The sequence below is a fragment of the Paenibacillus sp. Y930 genome (genome assembly GCF_056786375.1).
Genome location: NZ_JBXCIX010000004.1, coordinates 206,360 through 228,086 on the forward strand (window position 1 = coordinate 206,360; position 21,727 = coordinate 228,086).

At 41.2% G+C, this 21,727-nt stretch carries 18 protein-coding genes; 17 read left to right on the plus strand and 1 reads right to left on the minus strand.

Annotation, left to right across the window (positions count from 1 at the left end; translation table 11 throughout):
- The first annotated feature begins 26 nt into the window (after positions 1 to 26).
- From dnaJ to mtaB, 7 genes are all read left to right on the plus strand, one after another.
- Positions 27 to 1,154 carry a molecular chaperone DnaJ gene (gene dnaJ, locus AC1TO5_RS13275; protein ID WP_482063303.1) on the plus strand — a complete coding sequence of 376 codons (1,128 nt, stop codon included), beginning with the start codon at positions 27 to 29 and terminating at the stop codon, positions 1,152 to 1,154.
- A gap of 197 nt (positions 1,155 to 1,351) precedes the next feature.
- Entirely contained in the window at positions 1,352 to 1,528 is a 177-nt protein-coding gene (locus AC1TO5_RS13280) for a hypothetical protein (RefSeq protein WP_482063304.1), read from the plus strand.
- Between the two features lie 111 nt (positions 1,529 to 1,639).
- Entirely contained in the window at positions 1,640 to 2,605 is a 966-nt protein-coding gene (locus AC1TO5_RS13285) for a hypothetical protein (protein ID WP_482063305.1), read from the plus strand.
- A 242-nt stretch (positions 2,606 to 2,847) separates the two neighbouring features.
- Positions 2,848 to 3,825: a 50S ribosomal protein L11 methyltransferase gene (gene prmA / locus AC1TO5_RS13290; protein WP_482063306.1), complete on the plus strand. Its 978-nt coding sequence runs from the start codon at positions 2,848 to 2,850 to the stop codon at positions 3,823 to 3,825.
- Complete coding sequence (locus AC1TO5_RS13295; protein WP_482063307.1) at positions 3,825 to 4,487, plus strand: site-2 protease family protein; 663 nt, start codon at positions 3,825 to 3,827, stop codon at positions 4,485 to 4,487. Before prmA ends, AC1TO5_RS13295 begins: the two co-directional genes overlap by 1 nt.
- Positions 4,488 to 4,549: 62 nt before the next feature.
- Positions 4,550 to 5,332: a 16S rRNA (uracil(1498)-N(3))-methyltransferase gene (locus AC1TO5_RS13300; RefSeq protein WP_482063308.1), complete on the plus strand. Its 783-nt coding sequence runs from the start codon at positions 4,550 to 4,552 to the stop codon at positions 5,330 to 5,332.
- Positions 5,333 to 5,336: 4 nt separating this feature from the next.
- The gene (mtaB, locus tag AC1TO5_RS13305) at positions 5,337 to 6,701 is read left to right on the plus strand and encodes a tRNA (N(6)-L-threonylcarbamoyladenosine(37)-C(2))-methylthiotransferase MtaB (RefSeq protein ID WP_482063309.1); all 1,365 of its coding nucleotides are present in this window, start codon (positions 5,337 to 5,339) and stop codon (positions 6,699 to 6,701) included.
- Positions 6,702 to 7,007: 306 nt separating this feature from the next.
- Here the strand turns inward: mtaB and AC1TO5_RS13310 are convergent, their stop codons facing one another.
- Positions 7,008 to 7,973 (minus strand): Na/Pi cotransporter family protein, encoded by a 966-nt coding sequence (locus AC1TO5_RS13310; RefSeq protein WP_482063310.1) that lies wholly within the window; start codon positions 7,971 to 7,973, stop codon positions 7,008 to 7,010.
- A 132-nt stretch (positions 7,974 to 8,105) separates the two neighbouring features.
- On the opposite strand from AC1TO5_RS13310, the gene AC1TO5_RS13315 reads away from it, so the two are divergent.
- From AC1TO5_RS13315 to floA, 10 genes are all read left to right on the plus strand, one after another.
- Positions 8,106 to 9,464: a class I SAM-dependent rRNA methyltransferase gene (locus AC1TO5_RS13315; protein WP_482063311.1), complete on the plus strand. Its 1,359-nt coding sequence runs from the start codon at positions 8,106 to 8,108 to the stop codon at positions 9,462 to 9,464.
- Between the two features lie 98 nt (positions 9,465 to 9,562).
- Entirely contained in the window at positions 9,563 to 9,736 is a 174-nt protein-coding gene (locus tag AC1TO5_RS13320) for a hypothetical protein (protein ID WP_482063312.1), read from the plus strand.
- Positions 9,737 to 9,751: 15 nt separating this feature from the next.
- A complete protein-coding gene (gene addB / locus AC1TO5_RS13325; protein WP_482063313.1) occupies positions 9,752 to 13,246 on the plus strand; it encodes a helicase-exonuclease AddAB subunit AddB in 3,495 nt (1,164 codons plus the stop codon).
- Between the two features lie 5 nt (positions 13,247 to 13,251).
- Positions 13,252 to 17,082: a helicase-exonuclease AddAB subunit AddA gene (gene addA / locus AC1TO5_RS13330; protein WP_482063314.1), complete on the plus strand. Its 3,831-nt coding sequence runs from the start codon at positions 13,252 to 13,254 to the stop codon at positions 17,080 to 17,082.
- 250 nt (positions 17,083 to 17,332) lie between these two features.
- On the plus strand, positions 17,333 to 17,968 hold the full coding sequence (locus AC1TO5_RS13335; RefSeq protein WP_482063315.1) for a hypothetical protein: 636 nt from the start codon (positions 17,333 to 17,335) through the stop codon (positions 17,966 to 17,968).
- Between the two features lie 61 nt (positions 17,969 to 18,029).
- Positions 18,030 to 18,374 carry a histidine triad nucleotide-binding protein gene (locus tag AC1TO5_RS13340; protein ID WP_482063316.1) on the plus strand — a complete coding sequence of 115 codons (345 nt, stop codon included), beginning with the start codon at positions 18,030 to 18,032 and terminating at the stop codon, positions 18,372 to 18,374.
- A 105-nt stretch (positions 18,375 to 18,479) separates the two neighbouring features.
- Positions 18,480 to 18,653, plus strand: coding sequence for a 30S ribosomal protein S21 (rpsU, locus tag AC1TO5_RS13345; RefSeq protein WP_482063317.1), 174 nt, complete (start codon positions 18,480 to 18,482; stop codon positions 18,651 to 18,653).
- 15 nt (positions 18,654 to 18,668) lie between these two features.
- A complete protein-coding gene (locus tag AC1TO5_RS13350; protein ID WP_482063318.1) occupies positions 18,669 to 19,112 on the plus strand; it encodes a GatB/YqeY domain-containing protein in 444 nt (147 codons plus the stop codon).
- A 148-nt stretch (positions 19,113 to 19,260) separates the two neighbouring features.
- A complete protein-coding gene (locus tag AC1TO5_RS13355) occupies positions 19,261 to 20,646 on the plus strand; it encodes an NfeD family protein (protein WP_482063319.1) in 1,386 nt (461 codons plus the stop codon).
- Between the two features lie 53 nt (positions 20,647 to 20,699).
- A complete protein-coding gene (floA, locus tag AC1TO5_RS13360; protein ID WP_482063645.1) occupies positions 20,700 to 21,692 on the plus strand; it encodes a flotillin-like protein FloA in 993 nt (330 codons plus the stop codon).
- Positions 21,693 to 21,727 lie beyond the last annotated feature (35 nt).

A 21,727-nucleotide genomic window follows, 5' to 3' on the forward strand; every position in this document is an offset into this window, starting at 1 on the left:
ATAGATTAGTACGGAGGTGAGATCAGTTGGCAAACAAGCGTGATTATTATGAAGTGCTGGGAGTTGGTAAAGATTCCTCGGCAGAAGATATGAAGAAGGCGTATCGTAAATTAGCACGTCAATATCATCCGGACGTTAATAAAGAAGCGGATGCTGAAACGAAGTTCAAAGAAGTGAAAGAAGCTTATGATGTACTAAGTGATGAAGGCAAACGTGATACGTATGATCGTTATGGTCATGTTGATCCTAACCAAGGCATGGGAGGCGCAGGTGGCGCTGACTTCGGAGGCGGTTTTGGAGATATATTTGATATGTTCTTTGGTGGCGGAGGTAGACAGCGTGATCCTAACGCCCCACAACGTGGTAATGACTTGCAATATACGATGACTATTGAATTTAAGGAAGCTGTATTTGGTAAGGAAACTGAAATTACAATTCCACGCACAGAAAATTGTGACCCATGTCATGGTTCGGGTGCGAAGCCAGGGACATCACCGAAAACATGTTCGACATGTCATGGTTCTGGACAACAAGAAGTGGTTCAGAATACACCATTTGGTCGTATTGCTAATCGTCGTGTATGTCAAACTTGTCGTGGAACTGGTAAAATTATTCCAGAGAAATGTACAACTTGCCAAGGCGAAGGTCGTGTGAAGAAACAACGTCGTATTAAAGTTAATATTCCTGCAGGTGTTGATGAAGGTTCTCAAATTCGCATTAGTGGCGAAGGTGAGGGCGGTTCAAAAGGCGGCCCAGCAGGTGATCTATATATCGTTCTGCGTGTGAAGAGTCATGAATTCTTTGATCGTGAAGGCGATGATATCTATTGTGAAGTGCCGATTAACTTCGTGCAAGCTGCATTGGGTGCTGAGATCGAAATTCCGACATTGAATGAACGAGTTAAGTTGAAAATTCCAGCAGGCACGCAAACAGGCACATACTTCCGCCTAAAAGGGAAAGGTGTACCTAAGCTTCGCGGAATAGGTGCTGGTGACCAGCATGTGAAGGTTACTGTTGTCACGCCAACTAAGCTATCAGATGAACAGAAGGAATTGCTTCGCCAATTCGGTGGTTCTAGCGAACCAGCTACCGTGACTGAAGAACATCACGAATCGATTTTCGATAAAATGAAAAAAGCATTTCGTGGAGAGTAATCAATCCAAATAAGGGAGAGGATTCTGTACCTATACGTAGGTAGAGGTCCTCTTTTTGCTTTCTACGTTAATCTGACTACACAGTAAAGATGAATAGAACGTCATATCATGCTCATACTATAGTCGAACAGAAAATTTACTTCAGGTTCACTTAATTAAGATGAGAAGTTTGCTCGTCGATTATGGGAGGGCATCGTATGTATGACGAAAAAAATGAAATGAAAAAAGTTAATTTCGGAGATTTGCCTGTTAATTGGGATGAAGAAGAGTTTGCAGAAGAATTGACAGTGGACGATCAAGAGGATAGCCGTTCATTAGATGTGAACAGAAATAGGGTTAGTGTAATAGTGCAAAGATCTAATAAGAAATTGTAACATAACAAGCTACAAATGGTGTTTGTGTTAGTATTATCCCCTTATGGTAGACGGTGAGAATAAAGTTCGGATAAGATGGACTTAACACTGTTAACTATAGGGGGATTTTTTATGGATAAGAAGAATGTGATCATTGTATTATTAGTTTTGAATCTAATAGTAATGTTGTATTTCGGTAATTCCCTCGGAAAGAAAATCGGCAATTACCAAACGCAAACTAGTGCAGACATGAACTCTATGCAAAATAATATGATGTCATTAGAAAACAGAATTATTAACGGTGTAGGTAACGAGCTAAGGGCTCAGACAGATAAGATTTCCCAGGTTGACTATACTTTGCTGGATGTTGATCCCGTGCAGAAAAAGGCACAGATCGAGTTAAAGGTCACTTTAAAAGAGGTGGCGCCATTAGCCGAAATCTCAATCACTTATAGTGCCCAAGATGATGATCAGCCGAAGGATGCTACTCTAGTTGGGCAAAGCGGGTTGAGTTACGGGACTACGCTAGAGATGTCACTTGATCATAATTACCGATTTGATGTATGGGAGCAAAGCGCTGTAACAGGGCAAAAGAAATTGAATGTTTCCGAGCAACTACTTCCGCTCTATGATGATATTTATGTAAACCGTGTTTCCATGAACGGTAGCGGGACTGAAACTTCACAGGATCGGCTGAATATAGACTTCGCATTTTCCATCAAGGATTTGGGCTTTACAGGAATGGAAATGGAGCAGGTACTCATTCAAGTGTGGAAAGGTAACGAGCGGTATGATGAGGTCGATGTGACGCAGCAAGTAGAACAGCGGGCAGGCAATTATACTCAAATAGAAAATAAATATAAGATTGCACTTGCATCTGGGCAAATTGATCAATCCGTCACTTTGGAGCAATTCGCGATCGACAATGGACTTGAACCTGAACAGGGCAAACAAGACGACAACTCGCAATACTCATTTAAGCATAACATTGTGTTTAGAGAGGACTACCCGGAATTAAAATTAGATATGGAATCTGCTACACAACTAAGCTTCAAATTGATCGTCAAGTTTAAGGATGGTTATATTTATACTTATTGAACTCGGCACAACGATACAAACAAATCAGGCAGTGACAAAGTCATTTTTCCTCAACGACGTTGTCACTGCCTTAATTAATTTATCGAATTATCTAAAGTGACGATAATCATTCTCAAGGTCAATCGAAAAAGATAAGTAACTCTTTCAATATTTCTAGCAAGACTTTGTCAAGAGCATCTAGCTGTTGTACAATAGAGAATAGGCTTGCTGTAATTTGCCGTAAAAAGATGGAGGTTTACATAATGAAATGGTATGAACTTACGATTGCAACAACTGAGGTTGCAACTGAAATGATATCGAATTTTTTACATGAGCATGGTGCGGGCGGCGTTTCGATCGAAGAGTCTGAAAATATGAATAAACCTCGTGATACGAAGTACGGTGAGTGGTATGATCGTGCGCTTAATGATATTCCTGAAGGTGTAGCGATTATTAAAGGCTACTATACAGAAGAAATCGATATGGATCAGCTTATTGCAGACATAACTCCTCGTGTGGAGGAACTTAGAGAATTTGGCATCGATCCTGGTAATGTCGAGTATAGCTACGTGGAAGTTGATGATGAGGATTGGGCTAATGCGTGGAAGGAATATTTCCACCCGATTAAAATTACAGATCGAATCACGATCAAGCCAACCTGGGAGCAGTATGAGGCTTCCGAAAATGAACTAATTATCGAGCTTGATCCAGGAATGGCCTTTGGAACGGGTACACATCCGACAACATCACTTTGCTTGAAAACACTTGAAGCCGTCATTAAAGGTGGAGAGGAAATGATTGATGTAGGAACGGGTTCAGGAGTGCTAGCTATTGGAGCGTTGAAGTTAGGTGTGAAAAATGTGCTAGCTCTAGACCTTGATCCAGTTGCCGTATCAAGTGCGATCGAAAATATTAGCTTGAACAATTTATCCGATCGTGCAGAGGTGAAGCTTAGTGATCTGCTAGGCGTACTTGAAAGTAAGGATAATACCGATGAATTAACAGTGAAACTACCGGTTGATCTTGTTGTAGCGAATATATTGGCAGAGATTATTATGTTATTTGTTGATGATGTATTTGCAGCGTTGAAACCGGGGGGAACTTATATTGCATCTGGTATTTGGAAAAACAAAGAAGAATTAGTGGAACAAGGATTAATTGCAGCAGGGTTTGAAATTGCCGACAAACATCGTGATGAGGATTGGCTTGCTTTCGTTGCTCGTAAGCCACAGGTGAACTAATGAGTTTTAGTAATTTTCCGTTTGACGAACTTCCGTTTATTATATTAGTTTTACTTATTGCATTTACTGTACATGAATTTGCTCATGCTTATAGTGCTTATAAATTTGGTGATGACACGGCTTATCGTGAAGGGCGTGTCTCACTAAATCCGATGGTGCATCTGGATTGGTTAGGCTTCATCTTAATTATCGTAGCTGGCTTTGGTTGGGCGAAGCCAGTTCCTGTTAGAGCTAGTCGTTTCAAAAACCCTCGTACCATGAGTGTTATTGTGTCACTAGTCGGGCCATTGAGTAACTTAATATTAGGTATTATTTCGATTATTGTTTATGTTGTTTTTATAAAAACTGGATGGTTATTTGCTGGATCTGAAGGCGTTACGAATGCACTTACTTTGTTTTTTGAATTAATGATTCGATATAACTTCTTGTTATTCGTATTTAACTTAATTCCGTTGCCACCACTTGATGGCTACCGTATCGTATCGGAATTCCTTCCTTTACGTACGCGCTTCAAGTTGGAACAGAATGCTCATTGGGGTTCAATAATATTTTTATTAATGGTATTTATTCCACCGTTGAGAGCAGTTACTATTAGCCCTGTATTACAGCTTGGTCAGAACATGAGTGTTAATATATTTACTTTCTTTATGTCAATTTTTTAGAATGAATTGGAAATAAGTATTTGAGAGATTAGGTTAGTTATATTGATTAAAGGATGAATGAAATGCAAAGATATTTTGTAAGTAAAGAGCAGTTCGTGGATAATGGCATTATCATTCAAGATGAAGATGCTCATCATATCATTCGTGTCATGCGGATGAAGGAAGGCGATCAAGTTATTGTAAGCGACGGACAGGAGCGAACGGTTCTAGCGGAAATTACAGAGCTTGAGGCAAAGCAGGTTCAGCTTACGATTGTGGAGCAATTGCCACTTGATGCAGAGGCGAAGTGGAGAGTTTCGATAGCACAAGGACTGCCGAAGGGTGACAAAATGGAACTTATTGTTCAGAAATGTACAGAAATAGGCGCATCTTCGTTTATTCCATTTGAATCTGAACGAGTCATTGTGCAATATGATCGTAAGAAAGAAGCGAAACGACTTGAACGCTGGAGCAAAATTGCCAAAGAGGCAGCTGAGCAAGCGCATCGAAATAGCGTTCCGACGATTGTCGAGCCATTGAGCTGGAAGCAACTACTTAATAGTTTTGATTTATACGATCTTGTTCTATTCTGCTATGAAAAAGTAGATGGAGATGGTCAAGGTATTCATCTAAGAAATGTACTGCTACCATTTAAAGAGCAATGTATAGCCGATGGTATTAGTTCTCCGAATGTATTGCTTATTGCTGGTCCAGAAGGTGGATTTGCCCAGCGAGAGGCTAGTCAAGCTGAAAGTGCAGGAGCTAAGCTAGTAGGGTTAGGGAAAAGAATATTGCGTGCTGAAACCGCGGGAATAGTTGGACTATCCTGCGTACTATATGAATCAGGTGAGATGGGGGGCATGTGACCTTATGTCAACGGTCGCATTTTATACGCTAGGCTGTAAAGTAAACTTTTACGATACAGAGGCAATTTGGCAAGTTTTTAAGGACAATAACTATGAGCAGGTTGATTTTGAATCAACCGCTGATGTATATCTGATTAATACTTGTACTGTAACGAATACTGGTGACAAAAAAAGTCGTCAAATTATTCGTCGTGCAGTTCGTCGTAATCCTGATGCAATTATTGCTGTAACAGGTTGCTATGCTCAAACTTCTCCAGCGGAAATTATGGCGATCGAAGGCGTCGATCTTGTTATTGGTACACAAGATCGCGAAAAAATAATGACGTATGTGAAGCAAATTCAAGAAGAGCGCCAGCCAGTTAATGCTGTCCGCAATATTATGAAAACTCGTCATTTTGAGGAGCTTGACGTGCCGAACTTTACGGAACGCACACGAGCATTTCTGAAAATACAAGAAGGCTGTAATAACTTCTGCACATTCTGCATTATTCCATGGTCACGTGGCTTGTCTCGTTCTCGTGAGGCCGGGACGGTTATCGAACAAGCGAAGCAATTAGTCGCTTTTGGTTATAAGGAAATCGTACTGACTGGCATCCATACTGGTGGGTACGGGGATGATATGGAAGATTACAATCTAACACGTCTACTATGGGATTTGGATAAAGTAGAAGGTTTGGAACGTATTCGTATTAGCTCCATTGAAGCTAGTCAGATTGACGATGAGATGATTGAAGTATTGAACAAATCAACAAAAATGTGCCGGCATCTACATATTCCACTTCAAGCGGGTGAGAATAGTGTCTTAAAGCGAATGCGTCGTAAATATACAACGGAGCAATTTGCAGAGAAAGTGAGACGGTTGAAAGAAGCGATGCCTGGCGTTGCGATTACAACAGATATTATTGTTGGCTTCCCAGGTGAAACGGATGAGTCATTTGAAGAGGGCTATCGCTTTATGGAAGAGCTAGGTTTTTCCGAGATGCATGTATTCCCATATTCTAAGCGTACAGGAACTCCTGCTGCACGTATGACTGATCAGGTTGATGAAGAAGTGAAAAATGAGCGTGTCCATCGTCTCATTGAACTATCAGAAGAGATGCAATTGAAATATGCGCAGAAGTTCGTGGGAGAACTGTTAGACGTTATCCCTGAACGTCAGCATAAAGGCCATGAAGGTAGCGGTCTAATTAGCGGTCATTCTGATAACTATATTACTGTCGTATTTGAAGGATCAGAAGAACTTATCGGTCAAATTTGCCGCGTGAAAATTACCGAAGCAGGCGTGAACGAATGTAAAGGTCAGCTTGTTCGTGTGATGGATAGCTATTCTAATGTAATAGATACACAAAGCATTGCAGCACAAGGCTAACTTAGAGGGCTACAATGATTTGAACAATATAGATTAAGGATTTCTTATGGACTTCTTGAAGAGAAGGAATAAGGAATCCTTTCTTCTCTTTGTAGAGGTTGTTCAAAAGGGCGGACTTTCAGAACCGAGAAGATGGAGCGCTACTTGAGAAAGGCGGAAGCGCAAGTGTACATGATTACGTACACGCGGACCTACAATGTTTCTGCAAGAAACATACATCGGAAGCTTATGCCGTACTTTCCAAGTTCGCTTCATATTCGATGTCGAGTATGCTACGTTAGCTCACTCATCGTTATCAAAGTCCGTCTAGTCGAGGCGTTTGAACCATTTTAGATAGCATATCGGTAATGCGATGAATGAACAGATGATGTTGAATAACGTTTGTGCATGTGCGATCGCTGTTGCTATAGAGGTTGTCGTCCACATTACGGCAGTTGCAAGTATGTCGATAAATGGGAAGAATAGTAATGCTCCTCCTATATTAAGAACGAGATGCGCTATAGCGACGTATCGTCCCCCTTTTGAACCGCCAAGTGAGGCGATGATCGCAGTTACACATGTACCTATATTACAACCTAGAACGATTGCAATACTTAGATCTAGCGGGAGTACACCAAGTGCGGCAATCCCCATAATCATACCGATGACAGCTGCTCCACTATGGATAAGTGCTGTTAGTACTGCGCCCGATAGTATGCCCCACCAAAGGGTAGTCTGCGCTTGTGCTAGAAACCAATGAAATAATTCTGAGCTTTGAATAACAGGTCCAATTCCTTGCATAACGGTTAATCCAAGCAGTAGCGTACCAAACCCGAATAATACAATGGAAAGTGATCGAATCAATTCGCTGCCTTTCCATTGATATAGTGAAGGTATAATGCGATACTCGACAAGTAGAACTGTGATCCCCCAAAGAATAAGTGCACCAATCATTAACGGTTTGGCAAGGTGATGAATATTTAGTCCTATTAACTCAGTCGTTAGGCATGTCCCGATATTAGTGCCGAGAATAATGCCTAAAGTGCGTGAGAAGGGGAGTAAGCGGCTATTAACGAAGCCAATTGATAATACCGTTACGGCAGTGCTACTTTGTAAGAAGGCGCTACTTGCAGTACCTAGCATAAGACCATGGAGTGGAGTGCGAGTAGAACGCTCTAATAGGCGTAGAAAAGTAGGTCCACCTAAGCGGAATAATGCTAATTCCATTAATTTCATCCCACACATAAAGATTGAAAAGCCTAAAATACTATGAAAGATTATTGCGCTTATCATGTCCCGTTTCCTTTCACTAACATATTGTCATTGATTTAACGTATGCGAAAAAGTAGACAAGCATGACAAGGTTAAGATAAAAGCAAAATGCAACATTAATAACAATTTGTAAACACGAGAGGAACATATACAATGGCAAATGCAATTGTGAAATTAATAAAAGCACGTAAAAAGAGAATAGAAGAAGCTCATCCTTGGGTATATGCAAGTGAAATTGAACAAGTAGATCAGGAAGGTCTTGAACCTGGTAGCTTGGTAGATGTCGTTGCCCATAATGGGAAATATTTGGCGACAGGATATTGGAACCCTGCTTCACAAATTACAGTACGTATCGTTTCCTATGAATCTATTGAGACAATGGATCAAGCCTTTTTTGTAGAACGATTAATTCGTTGTAAAGTACACCGTGCTCGTTTTGTGAAGGATCAAGATTGTCGGTTAGTATATGGCGAGGCTGATTTCTTACCAGGTCTTATCGTCGACCGTTTTGAAAATGTATTAGTATTACAAATTTTGTCTTTAGGTATGGAAAAGCATAAGGAAGCACTGATCGCAGCTCTGATCGAAGTGTTTCAACCAAAAGGTATTTACGAGCGTAGCGATGTAAGTGTTCGTAAGCTTGAAGGATTAGAAGAACGTACAGGTGTTATTTATGGTGAATGTCCTTCGATTGTTGAAATTAGTGAAAATGGTTTATTGATGGAAGTCGATATCGTTCAAGGTCAGAAAACCGGCTATTTCTTCGATCAACGTGAAAATCGTGCATCACTTGAGCCGTTAATGAAAGGCTGGGGAGAGCGTAGTGGAATTGCGCTATCTACACTTGAAGATGGTCGTACTGCACCAGTTAATCGCAATGGAAAAGAAGTTACATTCCCTTATTGGGATGGTGCAACCGTATTAGAATGCTTTGCGCATACAGGAAGCTTCACATTGCATGCTTGCAAATATGGTGCCAAACAAGTCACTTGCTTAGATGTATCCGCACATGCGATTGATACGGCAAAGCGTAATGTGGAACGTAATGGTTTTACAGATCGTGTAGAATTCGTAGTTGCCGATGCATTTGAATATTTACGTACACAAGTTAAAGGGTTAGATGATCGCAAACAGCGTGCTAACGGCGGTGTTGATACATCTAAAAAGCTGGAAAATGAAGGACGTTCATGGGATGTAGTTATTCTTGATCCGCCAGCATTTGCAAAAACTCGTTCTGCAGTCGAAGGAGCGAAGCGTGGCTACAAAGATATTAACCTACAAGGACTTAAGCTTGTGAATGAAGGTGGCTATCTTGTAACAGCAAGCTGTTCATACCATATGCGACCTGAATTGTTCCTTGAAGCGATTCAAGAAGCGGCCAAAGATGCTGGTAAAGTACTGCGCCTCGTAGAATGGCGTGCAGCAGGCAAGGATCACCCACAAATTTTAGGCGTAACTGAAAGTCATTACTTAAAGTTCGCAATATTTGAAGTAACTTCAAAACGTAATTAATATAAAGGTTCAAAAAGATGAGATAATGAAACCCAGCAACGTATACGGTACGAGTACACAAGCGGCCACGCCCGAAGCTTCAAATGAAGGTTCAAAAAGTGGGCTTTCAGAATCGAGCAGGTGAAGCGCTACTTGAGAAAGGCGGAAGCGCAAGTGTACATGTTTGGTACACGCGAACCGTACTTTCCAAGTTCGCTTCACCTGCGATGCCGAGTATGCTACGTCAGAATATTCATCGTTATCAAAATCCGCTTTTTGAACTACCTATATAGGAAGGGGGAGAGAGAATGTCTATTAGATTCGTATTAGGCCGTGCCGGAAGCGGTAAAACACATTACTGCCTAGAACAAATAAGAAATGAATTAAAGAGCGACCCACTCGGTTCTCCCCTCATTTTACTTACGCCAGAGCAAGCTTCATTCCAAATGGAATATGAATTAATTGATCAAGGTGAACCTCAAGGGATGCTGCGAGCGCAGGCACTTAGCTTTCGCAGACTTGCGTTTCGAGTGATGCAGGAAACGGGTGGCACTGCGCTTGTTCCGATTACGGAGACGGGTAAGCATATGCTTCTATACAAACTTGTTAATCGCTATGCCTCTGAGCTGCAATTATTCAAAAACAGTGAAGATCAAGCCGGTTTTATTGAGCGACTTGTTAATATGATTACAGAGTGGAAGCGATATGGCGTTTCGGCGGAGCAAGTGCAGCAATTAATTCAGACGGATCGATCAGATTACTCTCAGCTGCTGCAGAAAAAACTTCATGATATGGGTTTGCTTTATGCGCAAATGGAGCAAGAACTTCTGCAAAAGTATGTGGATTCTGAAGATTACTTATCGTTTATGGTTCAAGGATTACCACAGGCTAGTTCGCTCAAGGGATGCCGTGTATGGGTAGATGGCTTTCATGGTCTAACACCAACGGAATATGAAGCGCTTGGCGCGCTAATGGCTAATAGTGCCCATATGACGATCGCATTGACACTTGATCGTGAGTATGGCGTTGATGAACCAATTGATGAATTGAATTTATTCCATCAAACTGCGGAGACTTATCAAAGGATTACGCAATTAGCCGAGCAGTATGGGGTTGAAGTTGAAGAGTCGATCATTCTAGAACCTACTACAGCTTCGAGATTTGGAAATGTTGAGTCACTTGCTTTTCTCGAGAAAAGTTACGGTACTCGTAAAGTGTACCAACTATCGGAAGCGCAGCAGAATGAAGGTTTAGCTATTCAGTTAGCAGCCTCGGCCAATCGACGTACTGAAATTGAAGAGATAGCACGTCAACTATTAATTCAAGTCCATGAACATGGTTATCGTTGGCGCGATATGGCCGTATTAGTACGGAATCTAGAAGGCTATAGTGATTATATTGAACTTGTTTTCCGTCGCTATCAAATTCCATTTTTTATGGATCAGAAGCAGAAAACATTATATCATCCGTTCGTTGAATTTATTTCATCTGCTTTGGAAAGCATCGTTCATGGTTGGCAATATGATGCGATGTTCCGTTGTATTAAGACGGAAATGTTATTTCCACAAGATGAATCGATCCCTCGTGAATGGTTTGATATATTAGAAAATTATGTACTCGCTTCCGGTATTAATGGCTGGAAATGGAATGATACGAACTACTGGAAGGCGTTAGCCACCGTATCACTCGATGAAGAAGAAGAGACGGCTTATCATATATCAGATAAAGCGCAACGTGAATTAGATATTTCAATAGCTGCTAGAGGATGTATTATGCCTCCACTTGAGCAGTTAGCCGAGAAGCTGGCACAAGCAAGTAATGTGCGTCAAATGTGTCAGGCGTTATATGAATTACTTGATTATGCACAAGTCGCACAGCGGTTAGAGCGTTGGAGTGATGCAGAGCATGAACGTGGCAATTTGATGATGGCTCGTACGCATCGCCAGCTTTGGGGTAATGTGATGGGGCTATTAGATGAACTCGTAGAGCTAGCAGGTGACGAACAAGTTTCAACGGAATTATTTTCTGGAATGATTCAAGCTGGATTAGATAGTCTACAGTTAGCATCTATACCGCCAGCAATGGATCAAGTTGTGATTGGCACGATGGAGAGAACTCGTCTATCGAATGTGAAGGCATGCTACATTATCGGAGCATCAGATGGTGTATTGCCGATGAGGATGCAAGAGGATGGCTTATTATCTGAAGCAGACCGTGAGCAATTAGCTACAGATGGACTTGCTATGGCACCTAGTTCTCGCCGTAAATTGCTTGATGAACGCTTCTTGATCTATCAAATATTAACGAGAGCCTCCTCTAAATTATGGATTAGTTATCCGCTAGCAGATGAAGAGGGGAAAAGTATTCTACCTTCAGAAATTATTCGCCAAATGCGTTATCAGTTTCCGATGGTACATGTTCAGCATATTGCAATTGAACCTCATTTGACGATGAGTGAGCAAGACCAACTTGCCTTTCTAGCTCATCCAGATGCGGCAATGACATATCTAATCGTAATGCTGCGTGAATGGAAACAAGGAAAAAAGCTCCCTCAACTATGGTGGGATTTGTATAATTGGTATGCGATACGACCACAATATGCTCCCAAATTAGTAGCGTTGCTTCGTTCGCTACAGTTCCAAAACATTGAATTGCCCCTGCAAATAGAAACGGCTAGAGGGCTATATGGTGCACAAATGCGAATGAGTGTGTCGCGCGTAGAACGCTTCGTCTCATGTCCATTTCAGCATTTTTCGATCTATGGACTACGTCTCAAAGAACGGAAGTTGTATCGGCTAGAAGCACCTGATATGGGGCAATTATTCCATGCTGCGCTCGGTAAACTTGCCAATGAACTCGGTAGTAGCTGGGGTAGAATGTCTCAAGATAAGGTGAAGCAAGAAGTTAGTCTTATCGTTGATCAGCTAGTACCTAGACTGCAATCGCAAATATTATTAAGTAGTGAGCGATTCCGATATATCGCACGTAAATTGAAAGAAATTGTGATGCAAGCTGCGATTATGCTTGGCGAACATGCAGGACGCGCAGAATTTAACCCTGTAGGTACGGAAGTTGATTTTGGACCAAATGGTAGTATGCCTGCCTTGCAAATAAGGCTTGATAACGGCAATGTATTAGAAATTGTCGGTCGCATTGACAGAATAGATGCCGCGCAGAGTGATCAAGGACTTTTGCTGCGTGTATTAGATTATAAATCTAGCAGTCAATCGTTGAAGCTAGATGAAGTCGTTCACGGTTTATCCCTGCAAATGTTAACTTATCTTGATGTATTAATGACGCATGGTGAAGGATGGCTGAAGCAGAAAGTATCACCAGCCGGAGTTCTATATTTCCATGTTCATAATCCACTACTACAAGTAAAAAATAGAATTAGCAGTGATGAAGCAAATGAGCTTATGTTGAAGCGCTATAAGATGAAGGGCTTATTAACTGCTGATACAACCGTGGTACGAATGATGGATAGTGAGTTAGAAACAGGCTATTCGCAAATTCTTCCTGTTGCGGTGAAGAAGGACGATAGCTTCTATAGTAGTGCATCGGTTGTTAGTCATGATCAATGGGATACGTTACGTGGATTTGTGAAAGGGAAGATCAAGAATATTGGACAAGACATTCAAGCTGGCGTCGTTTCTATTGAGCCTTATCAATTAGGAGATCGAACACCTTGTCAATTTTGCGACTATAAAGCAGTATGTCAGTTTGATCCAATGATTGAAGGTAATCATTATCGAAAATTAGCTAAAGCGTCTGAGGATGAGATTTGGCGTGAGTTAGGGGAGTGACTGTAATGAGTGGACAATCATCGGCGAATGCACCTCGCTGGACAGATGAACAGTATGAAGCGATCGTGTCTGATGGATCTAATATATTAGTAGCGGCGGCGGCTGGTTCGGGAAAAACAGCCGTATTAGTGGAACGGATTATTCGAAAAGTCGCTTCCAACACTGACGTCGATCGCTTACTTGTTGCTACGTTTACTCATGCGGCAGCAGCAGAGATGAAAGATCGTCTGAAAATTGCATTGGAGAAGAAACTTGAGGAAGAACCCGATTCAGATCATTTGCGCAAGCAGCTGGCATTGATGGGGAAATCGTCAATTACAACGCTCCATTCCTTTTGTATGGAAGTGATTCGCAAATATTATTCATTGATTGATCTTGATCCCGGCTTTCGGATTGCTAACGAGACGGAAATTGAATTAATTCGTGCTGATGTGATGAATGAGCTATTTGAGCAGCGTTATAGTGATGTGGATGGAGCGGGAGGTGGAGATTTTCTTAGGCTAGTTAATAGCTATGGTGGAGAGAAAGGTGATGATCCACTATTTCAGCTTGTGGAAAGGCTATATCTATTCTCGCGATCGCATCCGTGGCCAGCTCAGTGGCTTAACGATACACTTAAGCCTTATCACATTTCGAGTATCGATGAGCTAGAACAAAGTGTATGGGTGCAGCAAATTACGGATGATGTGCATTTGAAGCTTGAAGGAGCGATAAGTGCTTTCGAGCAAGCACTATCATTAACAAAGCTACCAGCAGGTCCGTATGCGTATGCCTCAACTTTCGAAGCTGATATTGAAGTGATCACAGCATTGCAGCATCAATTGCAACAGCTGCCTTGGCGAGAATGGGCTGATCTATTCGCTAACGTTCAATTTGCAAAATTAGCACCGTTGCGCGGGAAAGATCATGATAAAGATTTGCAAGATCGCGCCAAAAATTATCGTGAGCAAGGGAAAGATACAGTTCAATCGATTGCCAGCGATTACTTTGGAAGAAGCGCAGAGCAATTTCTAGAAGAGTTAACGGAGCTTGCTCCGCTAATGAAAGCATTGGTAGCGCTCATTCATGACTTTAGTTCGACATTTGAAGCGACGAAACGTGCAAAAGGATTGCTTGATTTTGGTGATCTAGAGCATTATAGCTTAGCTATTTTATTAGATAAAGCGTCAACTTCAGAACGTCTCATTCCATCAGAAGCGGCAAAGGATTATCAGCAGCAATTTGATGAGATATTGTTGGACGAATATCAAGATACGAATATGGTACAGGAAACCATTGTACGATTAATTGCTAATCAGCATATAGGAAATCGCTTTATGGTTGGCGATGTGAAGCAAAGTATATATCGTTTTCGCTTGGCAGAGCCTAAGTTGTTTCTAGAGAAATATAAGAAGTATAGCTCGGAATCAGCCTCTACTACTGAGGGTGGAAAACGTATTGATCTTGCTCGTAATTTCCGTAGTCGCTCACAAGTTGTTGATGCAGTTAACGAAGTATTTCGAGCGATAATGAAAGAAAAAGTAGCTGAGATGGAATATGATCATCGTGCAGAGCTTGTGCACGGTGCTACTTATTATGAAGCTCCAATATCAATGGAGCAATGCAAAGTTCAGCTTACAATCATTGATCGTGGAGAGCGTGTTGCCGAGGAACAATCGAGTGAGCAAGATGAGCAATCGGATAGCTCTACTGCTGAGCAGGTAGAAGAATTGAATGTTGCACAACTAGAAGCACGCTATATCGCGCAACAATTATTAGCGCTGCGTGAACAACAAAGTAAGGTTTTCGATAGTAAATTAGCATCATATCGTCCTATGAAATGGCGCGATACCGTGATACTATTGCGTGCCACTTCAGCATGGGCGCCCGTCTTTCTTGAAGAGCTACAATTAGCAGGGATACCTGCCTACTCTAGTATTGGAAGTGGCTATTTCGAAGCGATTGAAGTACAGACGATGTTATCTTGCTTGCAAGTTATTGATAATCCCTATCAAGATATACCACTAGCAGCAACTTTACGTTCACCGTTATTCAGTCTAACTGCTGAACAATTATCGCAAATTCGAATTCTTTCCATGGAACGGAATTTCTACGATGCGATTATATATGCAGCTGGAAGTGATAACTATGAACTAGAAGGTCGTCAGAAGTTGTCTTTCTTCTTACATAAGCTTGAGCAATGGCGTAATCGTGCACGCGAGGGCTCGCTATCTGATCTGCTTTGGTTGATCTATGAAGAAACAGGTTACTATGATTTTGTAGGCGGTCTTCCAGCCGGAGTGCAACGGCAAGCGAATTTACGAGCACTACATGACAGAGCACGCCAATATGAGGCTACTTCATTCCGAGGGCTGTTCCGTTTCTTGAAATTCATTGAGCGGATGCGTGCGAATGGTAATGATCTTGGTACTGCACTGGCAATTGGTGAACAAGAAGATGTTGTAAAGATTATGACGACACATGCAAGCAAAGGACTGGAATTTCCGATTGTGTTCGTTGCAGGTCTAGGTAAAAAATTCAATGAACAAGATTTGAATGCTTCATTTCTCTACCATAAGGAATTAGGCTTCGGTCCGAAATATGTTGATTCTACAATGCGCATTAGCTATCCATCATTGCCCTATTATGCGATTCGACGTTCAATGAAAATGGAATTGTTAGCTGAAGAAATGCGCATATTGTATGTGGCTTTGACGAGACCGAAAGAAAAGTTGTACTTGCTTGGGACAAGTGGTAGATTACCGAAGCAACTACCGAAATGGAGCTCATCACTAGCTACTGACGGCACATTACAACAATCTAGTATTGCTGCCGCATCTTGCTACTTAGATTGGATTGCACCGCTAGTTGCATCAGAATTGCAATTATCCGCAGACGAGCCAATGAAAGGGTCAGTCGTTAGTCCTCTAGACTGGATCGTATCTATTGTGGGTGCTGAGTCACTTATAATAATGGACGATGCTCAAGCTGAGACAACTTCAGATGATGAGCTTGTAAGAACAGAGAGAATGACTGCCCTGCAAGTGTTAGCTCAGTTAGATGATGTTGTTGAAGATCAGCAATTGCGTGCTCAGTTGGATCGAGAATATGCTTATATCGGGGCGACGACGATTGGCTCGAAGGCATCGATCACAGAGATGAAGCGACTTCAGGCTGCCTTTGCAGAGCAAGCGGAAACGTTCTATGAAGCAGGTAACGGTATAGTTAAAGATGGAACTAGTAATGAAGATGGTGCCGGAGAACATACTGGGGCTACTATAGCAAAAGAGTATACACTACATCTTGAACGACCATCTTTTATGGAAGCCAAAAAGATTACAGCTACAGAAAAAGGTTCAATCAATCATTTGATGATGCAGCATATTCCGTTGACATTGAATATAGATGAACAAGTAATTAAGCAAAGTATAGAGCGAATGTTACATTTGAAAATTATTACGATGACCCAAGCTCAAGTTATTAACATAAAGGCAATTGCAGAGCTATTTCAAACTGAGCTAGGTCATCGTATGCAGCATGCTACTTGGCTGAAACGAGAGCTTCCATTCAGCTTTATGTTGCCTGCACACGAAGTTCATCGTAATATGGATGTAACGATAGTTAACGAAAAAGTATTTATCCAAGGTATTATTGACTGTATATTTGAAGATGAACGTGGTCTAGTATTAGTCGATTATAAGACCGGTCGCATATTTAATGGAAATTGGGCAGAGCAGGCAGAAGTACATCGTTTCCAATTAGAAATGTATGCTCGTGGCTTAGAGATGATTTTGCATCGTAAAGTTGATGAGATTTATCTGTTCTTCTTCGACGGAGGTCAAGCAATCCAACTTTAGCAGTAGTTCAAAAAGCAGACTTTGATAACGAAGTGATGCAGGACGGTTATTCGACATCGAATATGAAGCGAACTTGGAAAGTACGGTTCGCGTGTACCAAACATGTACACTTGCGCTTCCGCCTTTCTCAAGTAGCGCTCCATCTTCTCGGCTTTCGAAAGCCCGCTTTTTGAACCTTCATTGAAAGGGTAGTTCAAAAATCTTGCTTTTTGAGCTTGATTAAATATTCACAGTAATCGGAGGGAAAAAAGTGAGTCAACAGATTTCAGAAAAGCAGGTTGAATCAACAGGGAAAAAGCCAATTGCATTGGCTGTAACGTTAGTTCTGCTAGTTGCTTGTGCAATGCTTACTGTTTTGTTTGCAACAAAAAATATGAGTTATGGTCAAGATCAAAAAGCCGAAACGGGCAAACATATTTTTTCTCATGTAGCTACGTTCAATGAGAAAAACACACTGCTGCTACAGTACAATTACGATATTGTAGATTTTTCATCAGAAGATCATAAGCTGGCAAGATTAACGGCAGCACATGCTATTCCGTTAGTGGTTGAAGTGAAACAAGAACTGTCTCATTTGATTGCAATTGCTCATGATTATGAAAAAACTGCTTTTACTGCTCAAGCTATAGAGGAGCTTCAATGGATACAACTAATTGAGGAGCAACTTCAATTGATCTCTGCTCAAGAAGGCGAGCTTACGCAAGCCGAACTTGACCAATTGAATGCGATGATCGAAGGGTCCGAGTATTTAGCTCAGGTCGTGAATAGCTTTAACTTTAAGGTTGAAGGTAACAAAAATGCGATGATCAGATTAGCTAACGGTTTTGATTGGATTGAGCAAGTCCAGGCGATCGAGCAATATGTCAATGTTGAAGCAGTACAATAAAATCAACTAAACTAGATGTATAGGTTACATAATGATAACCGACAATAAGGAGGGAAAAACAATGGATTGTTTATTTTGTAAAATTATAGAAGGTACGATTCCTTCGACTAAAGTATATGAAAATGAGCATGTACTTGCGTTCAGAGACATTTCGCCGGTAGCACCTACCCATATTTTAATCATTCCGAAGAAGCATATTGCTACGATGAATGATGTCTCGCGCGAGGATGATCTAGCTGTTGCTGAGATTTTTGCAGCTGCTCGTCATATTGCAGAAACTGAAGGTTATGCCGAGGCTGGATACCGTCTAATTAACAATGTTAACGCTGATGGTGGGCAGGTTATATACCATTTACATTTCCATCTATTAGCTGGAAAAATGATGGGTCCTTTATTAGCAGAATAAGTTCTGATTAAGAAGTTGACATTGCCTTATTTTTTAACGTATAATTAAGGTTGATAAACCGTGTAATTAACTCTGGACGGTCTGTTTCGGAGGGAGGGATAACTGGTGTCTGAAATTAAAGTTCGTAAAAACGAAACTATTGATGCTGCGCTTCGTCGCTTTAAGCGTTCCACTGCAAAAGATGGTATCTTGGCAGAGGTTAAGAAACGTAAGCACTATGAAAAGCCAAGCGTAAAGCGTAAGAATAAGTCTGAGGCTGCGCGCAAGAGAAAGTTTTAGGAGGATCCTTCCATAATGAACCTGAGCGATAGATTGATCGATGATATGAAACAAGCAATGAAAAGTCAGGACAAGTTGAGACTCAGTACAATTCGTATGATGCGTGCATCTGTTAAAAACTTGGAGATTGATCTAAAACGTCCATTGGACGATAGTGAAGTGCTTGATGTATTGAGTCGTGAGATCAAACAACGTAAAGATTCCCTCCAAGAATTTGAGAAAGCTGGTCGTGATGACCTTGTCGTAAATCTTGCAACAGAAATTGATATTATTAGTAAATACCTTCCCGAACAGCTAACTGAAGAAGAGATTCAAGAGATAGTAAGGCAGACCATCCAAGAACTCGGTGCTTCTTCGAAAGCCGACATGGGAAAAGTGATGGGCGCCCTTATGCCAAAAACTAAAGGACGCGCTGACGGTAGACTAGTAAATAATGCAGTGCAACAATTTCTGCAATAGAATACGTGCGGACTCAAAAACACCCCTTTTGGGGTGTTTTTTTTACTTGTAATAACAAGCCAACTTTATATGAACAATGTGTTATAATAGATGAAACATTTAACTAAGATAGACGTATATAGAAGAGTGGTAAAAGAGGAGGGAAAGCATGTCTAGCAAATTTTTAACTCATCGCTTCCGTGAACTGCTTACTGTATTTGTTATATGTTTATTTGCGACATTACTTGTTGCGGGATTAATTGTCCCAACTGTGGCTCAGGCGCAGGTCAAATCCGCGGGTCCAGCAGTATATGAAATACCTCTGAAAGGAAAAGTAGACCAAAGTATGGTTTCTTTTCTTGAAAGAGCTTTCAGCGAAGCGGATGAAGCTCACGCGAGTCATATCATTATCGTCCTTAATACATATGGGGGGCGCGTCGATTCCGCAAGTGAAATAGGCGAATTATTACGAGCGCAGCAAATTCCTATTACTGTATTTGTCGAAGGGAAAGCAGTTTCAGCCGGTACTTACATTGCGCTGAATGCTGATTACATCGCTATGCAATCAGGAAGTACGATTGGTTCAGCAGCAGTTGTCGATGGCAGTGGTACACTAATTGATAATCCCAAAACAATTAGTTTCTGGGTAGATCAGATGCAAGAGGCAGCAAGACTTCATGGTCGCGATGTCAATGTTGCTGCAGCGATGGTCGATCCTCGAATTGAGATCGATTTATCAGACACATTAGGCAAAGTTAAGACTGTAGGCGATGTCATTGCAATATCAGCAAGTGAAGCATTGCGAATTGGATATTCTGATTTCAATGCGGAGAATGTAGCTGATGTACTTAGTTTTCATGACCTTGGCGGTCGCGATATTATAACGATGGCGCCGAGTGCGGCTGAAAATGTGGCAAGTTTTCTTGTTAATCCTATTGTATCCACAATATTATTAATATTAGGTTTTGCAGGTCTAGCCATTGAATTGTTCGTGCCTGGCCTCGGATTACCTGGTATTCTAGGAGCGATTAGTATGGGCTTATTCTTCTTTGGTTCATTCGTGTCAGGATTTGCAGGTATGGAAACAGTCGTACTCTTTATTATTGGTATTATTTTGGTTATTTTAGAATTAATAGTTCCGGCTTTTGGTATACTGGGATTATTGGGAGGAGGAGCTATTATCGCAGGCATATTACTTGCTTCACCGGATTGGAAGTCTGGACTTACATCCATCGTTATTGCATTAGTGATTGCTATTATTTTAGTCGTTATTGTTTCACGTACGAAAAAAGGTCGAGGGGTTTGGAATAAATTCGTTCTACGCGAGAAACTTACAACAGAAGAAGGATTTATATCTGCAGACTCGAAAGATTCACTATTAGGATTACAAGGTATTACGGCAACCCCACTTCGACCAGCAGGAGCAGCATTCATCGGCAATGAACGTGTTGACGTTGTAACTGAAGGTGGATTCGTTGAGTTGAATCGACCAGTCGTTGTTATAAAGGCTGAAGGTACATGGGTAGTGGTTAGAGAAGTGAAGGAAAACGTTTAAGTTGATTACAAATTGAGAGGAATGATTGGATGTTAGGTTTAGACTCAGGATTGATGGCGATATTCGGATTAGATCCAGGTTTGGTTGCAGTGATTTTTGTAATATTGGCAGTTATTGTAATAAGCGTGTTATTAAGTTTCTTCCCGATTATGCTGTGGATTTCAGCACTTGCTTCAGGCGTTAAAGTAGGAATTATTACACTATTTGCGATGAGATTACGTCGCGTAGTTCCTAGTCGTATCGTAAACCCATTAATTAAAGCTACAAAAGCAGGACTTGGTTTATCAATCAATCAGCTGGAAAGCCATTTTCTAGCAGGTGGTAACGTAGACAGAGTAGTTAATGCATTGATTGCAGCACAGCGTGCAAATATCCCATTGCCATTTGAACGTGCAGCAGCTATTGATTTGGCTGGTCGTGACGTACTACAAGCAGTACAGATGAGTGTTAACCCGAAAGTTATTGAAACTCCAATTGTTTCAGCAGTAGCGAAAGACGGTATCGAAGTTAAAGTTAGAGCGCGAGTAACTGTTCGTGCAAACATTGAACGTTTAGTCGGTGGTGCTGGTGAAGATACCATTATCGCTCGTATTGGTGAAGGTATTGTCTCCACAGTCGGGGGCTCAACCTCACATAAAGATGTTCTAGAAAACCCAGATAAGATTTCCCGTACCGTTCTTGAAAAAGGTCTTGATGCGGGTACGGCGTTTGAAATTCTGTCGATTGATATCGCAGACGTAGATGTCGGTAAAAATATTGGTGCACATCTTCAAACGGAACAAGCTGAAGCGGATAAAAAGATCGCTCAAGCAAAAGCTGAAGAACGTCGTGCAATGGCTGTTGCCCAAGAACAAGAAAACAAAGCTAAAGTTGTTGAGATGGAAGCTCGCGTAGTTGAATCTGAATCTCAGGTACCTTTAGCGATGGCAGAAGCATTGCGTAATGGAAAAATTGGTGTTATGGATTATTTGAATTTGAAAAACATTGAAGCTGATACATCTATGCGTTCATCACTTAGTGATTCTACTGATCCGAAAAATAAATAAGGCTAATTCTTATCTCAAACGTTCACAAAATGTGT

Coding starts and splice junctions, on each gene's coding strand:
- addA (WP_482063314.1), top strand. CDS start 13,252: ATGAGTGGACAATCATCGGCGAATGCACCTCGCTGGACAGATGAACAG.
- AC1TO5_RS13350 (WP_482063318.1), top strand. CDS start 18,669: ATGAACCTGAGCGATAGATTGATCGATGATATGAAACAAGCAATGAAA.
- AC1TO5_RS13285 (WP_482063305.1), top strand. CDS start 1,640: ATGGATAAGAAGAATGTGATCATTGTATTATTAGTTTTGAATCTAATA.
- prmA (WP_482063306.1), top strand. CDS start 2,848: ATGAAATGGTATGAACTTACGATTGCAACAACTGAGGTTGCAACTGAA.
- AC1TO5_RS13355 (WP_482063319.1), top strand. CDS start 19,261: ATGTCTAGCAAATTTTTAACTCATCGCTTCCGTGAACTGCTTACTGTA.
- AC1TO5_RS13300 (WP_482063308.1), top strand. CDS start 4,550: ATGCAAAGATATTTTGTAAGTAAAGAGCAGTTCGTGGATAATGGCATT.
- mtaB (WP_482063309.1), top strand. CDS start 5,337: ATGTCAACGGTCGCATTTTATACGCTAGGCTGTAAAGTAAACTTTTAC.
- AC1TO5_RS13295 (WP_482063307.1), top strand. CDS start 3,825: ATGAGTTTTAGTAATTTTCCGTTTGACGAACTTCCGTTTATTATATTA.
- floA (WP_482063645.1), top strand. CDS start 20,700: ATGGCGATATTCGGATTAGATCCAGGTTTGGTTGCAGTGATTTTTGTA.
- addB (WP_482063313.1), top strand. CDS start 9,752: ATGTCTATTAGATTCGTATTAGGCCGTGCCGGAAGCGGTAAAACACAT.
- AC1TO5_RS13340 (WP_482063316.1), top strand. CDS start 18,030: ATGGATTGTTTATTTTGTAAAATTATAGAAGGTACGATTCCTTCGACT.
- AC1TO5_RS13310 (WP_482063310.1), bottom strand. CDS start 7,973: ATGATAAGCGCAATAATCTTTCATAGTATTTTAGGCTTTTCAATCTTT.
- AC1TO5_RS13280 (WP_482063304.1), top strand. CDS start 1,352: ATGTATGACGAAAAAAATGAAATGAAAAAAGTTAATTTCGGAGATTTG.
- AC1TO5_RS13315 (WP_482063311.1), top strand. CDS start 8,106: ATGGCAAATGCAATTGTGAAATTAATAAAAGCACGTAAAAAGAGAATA.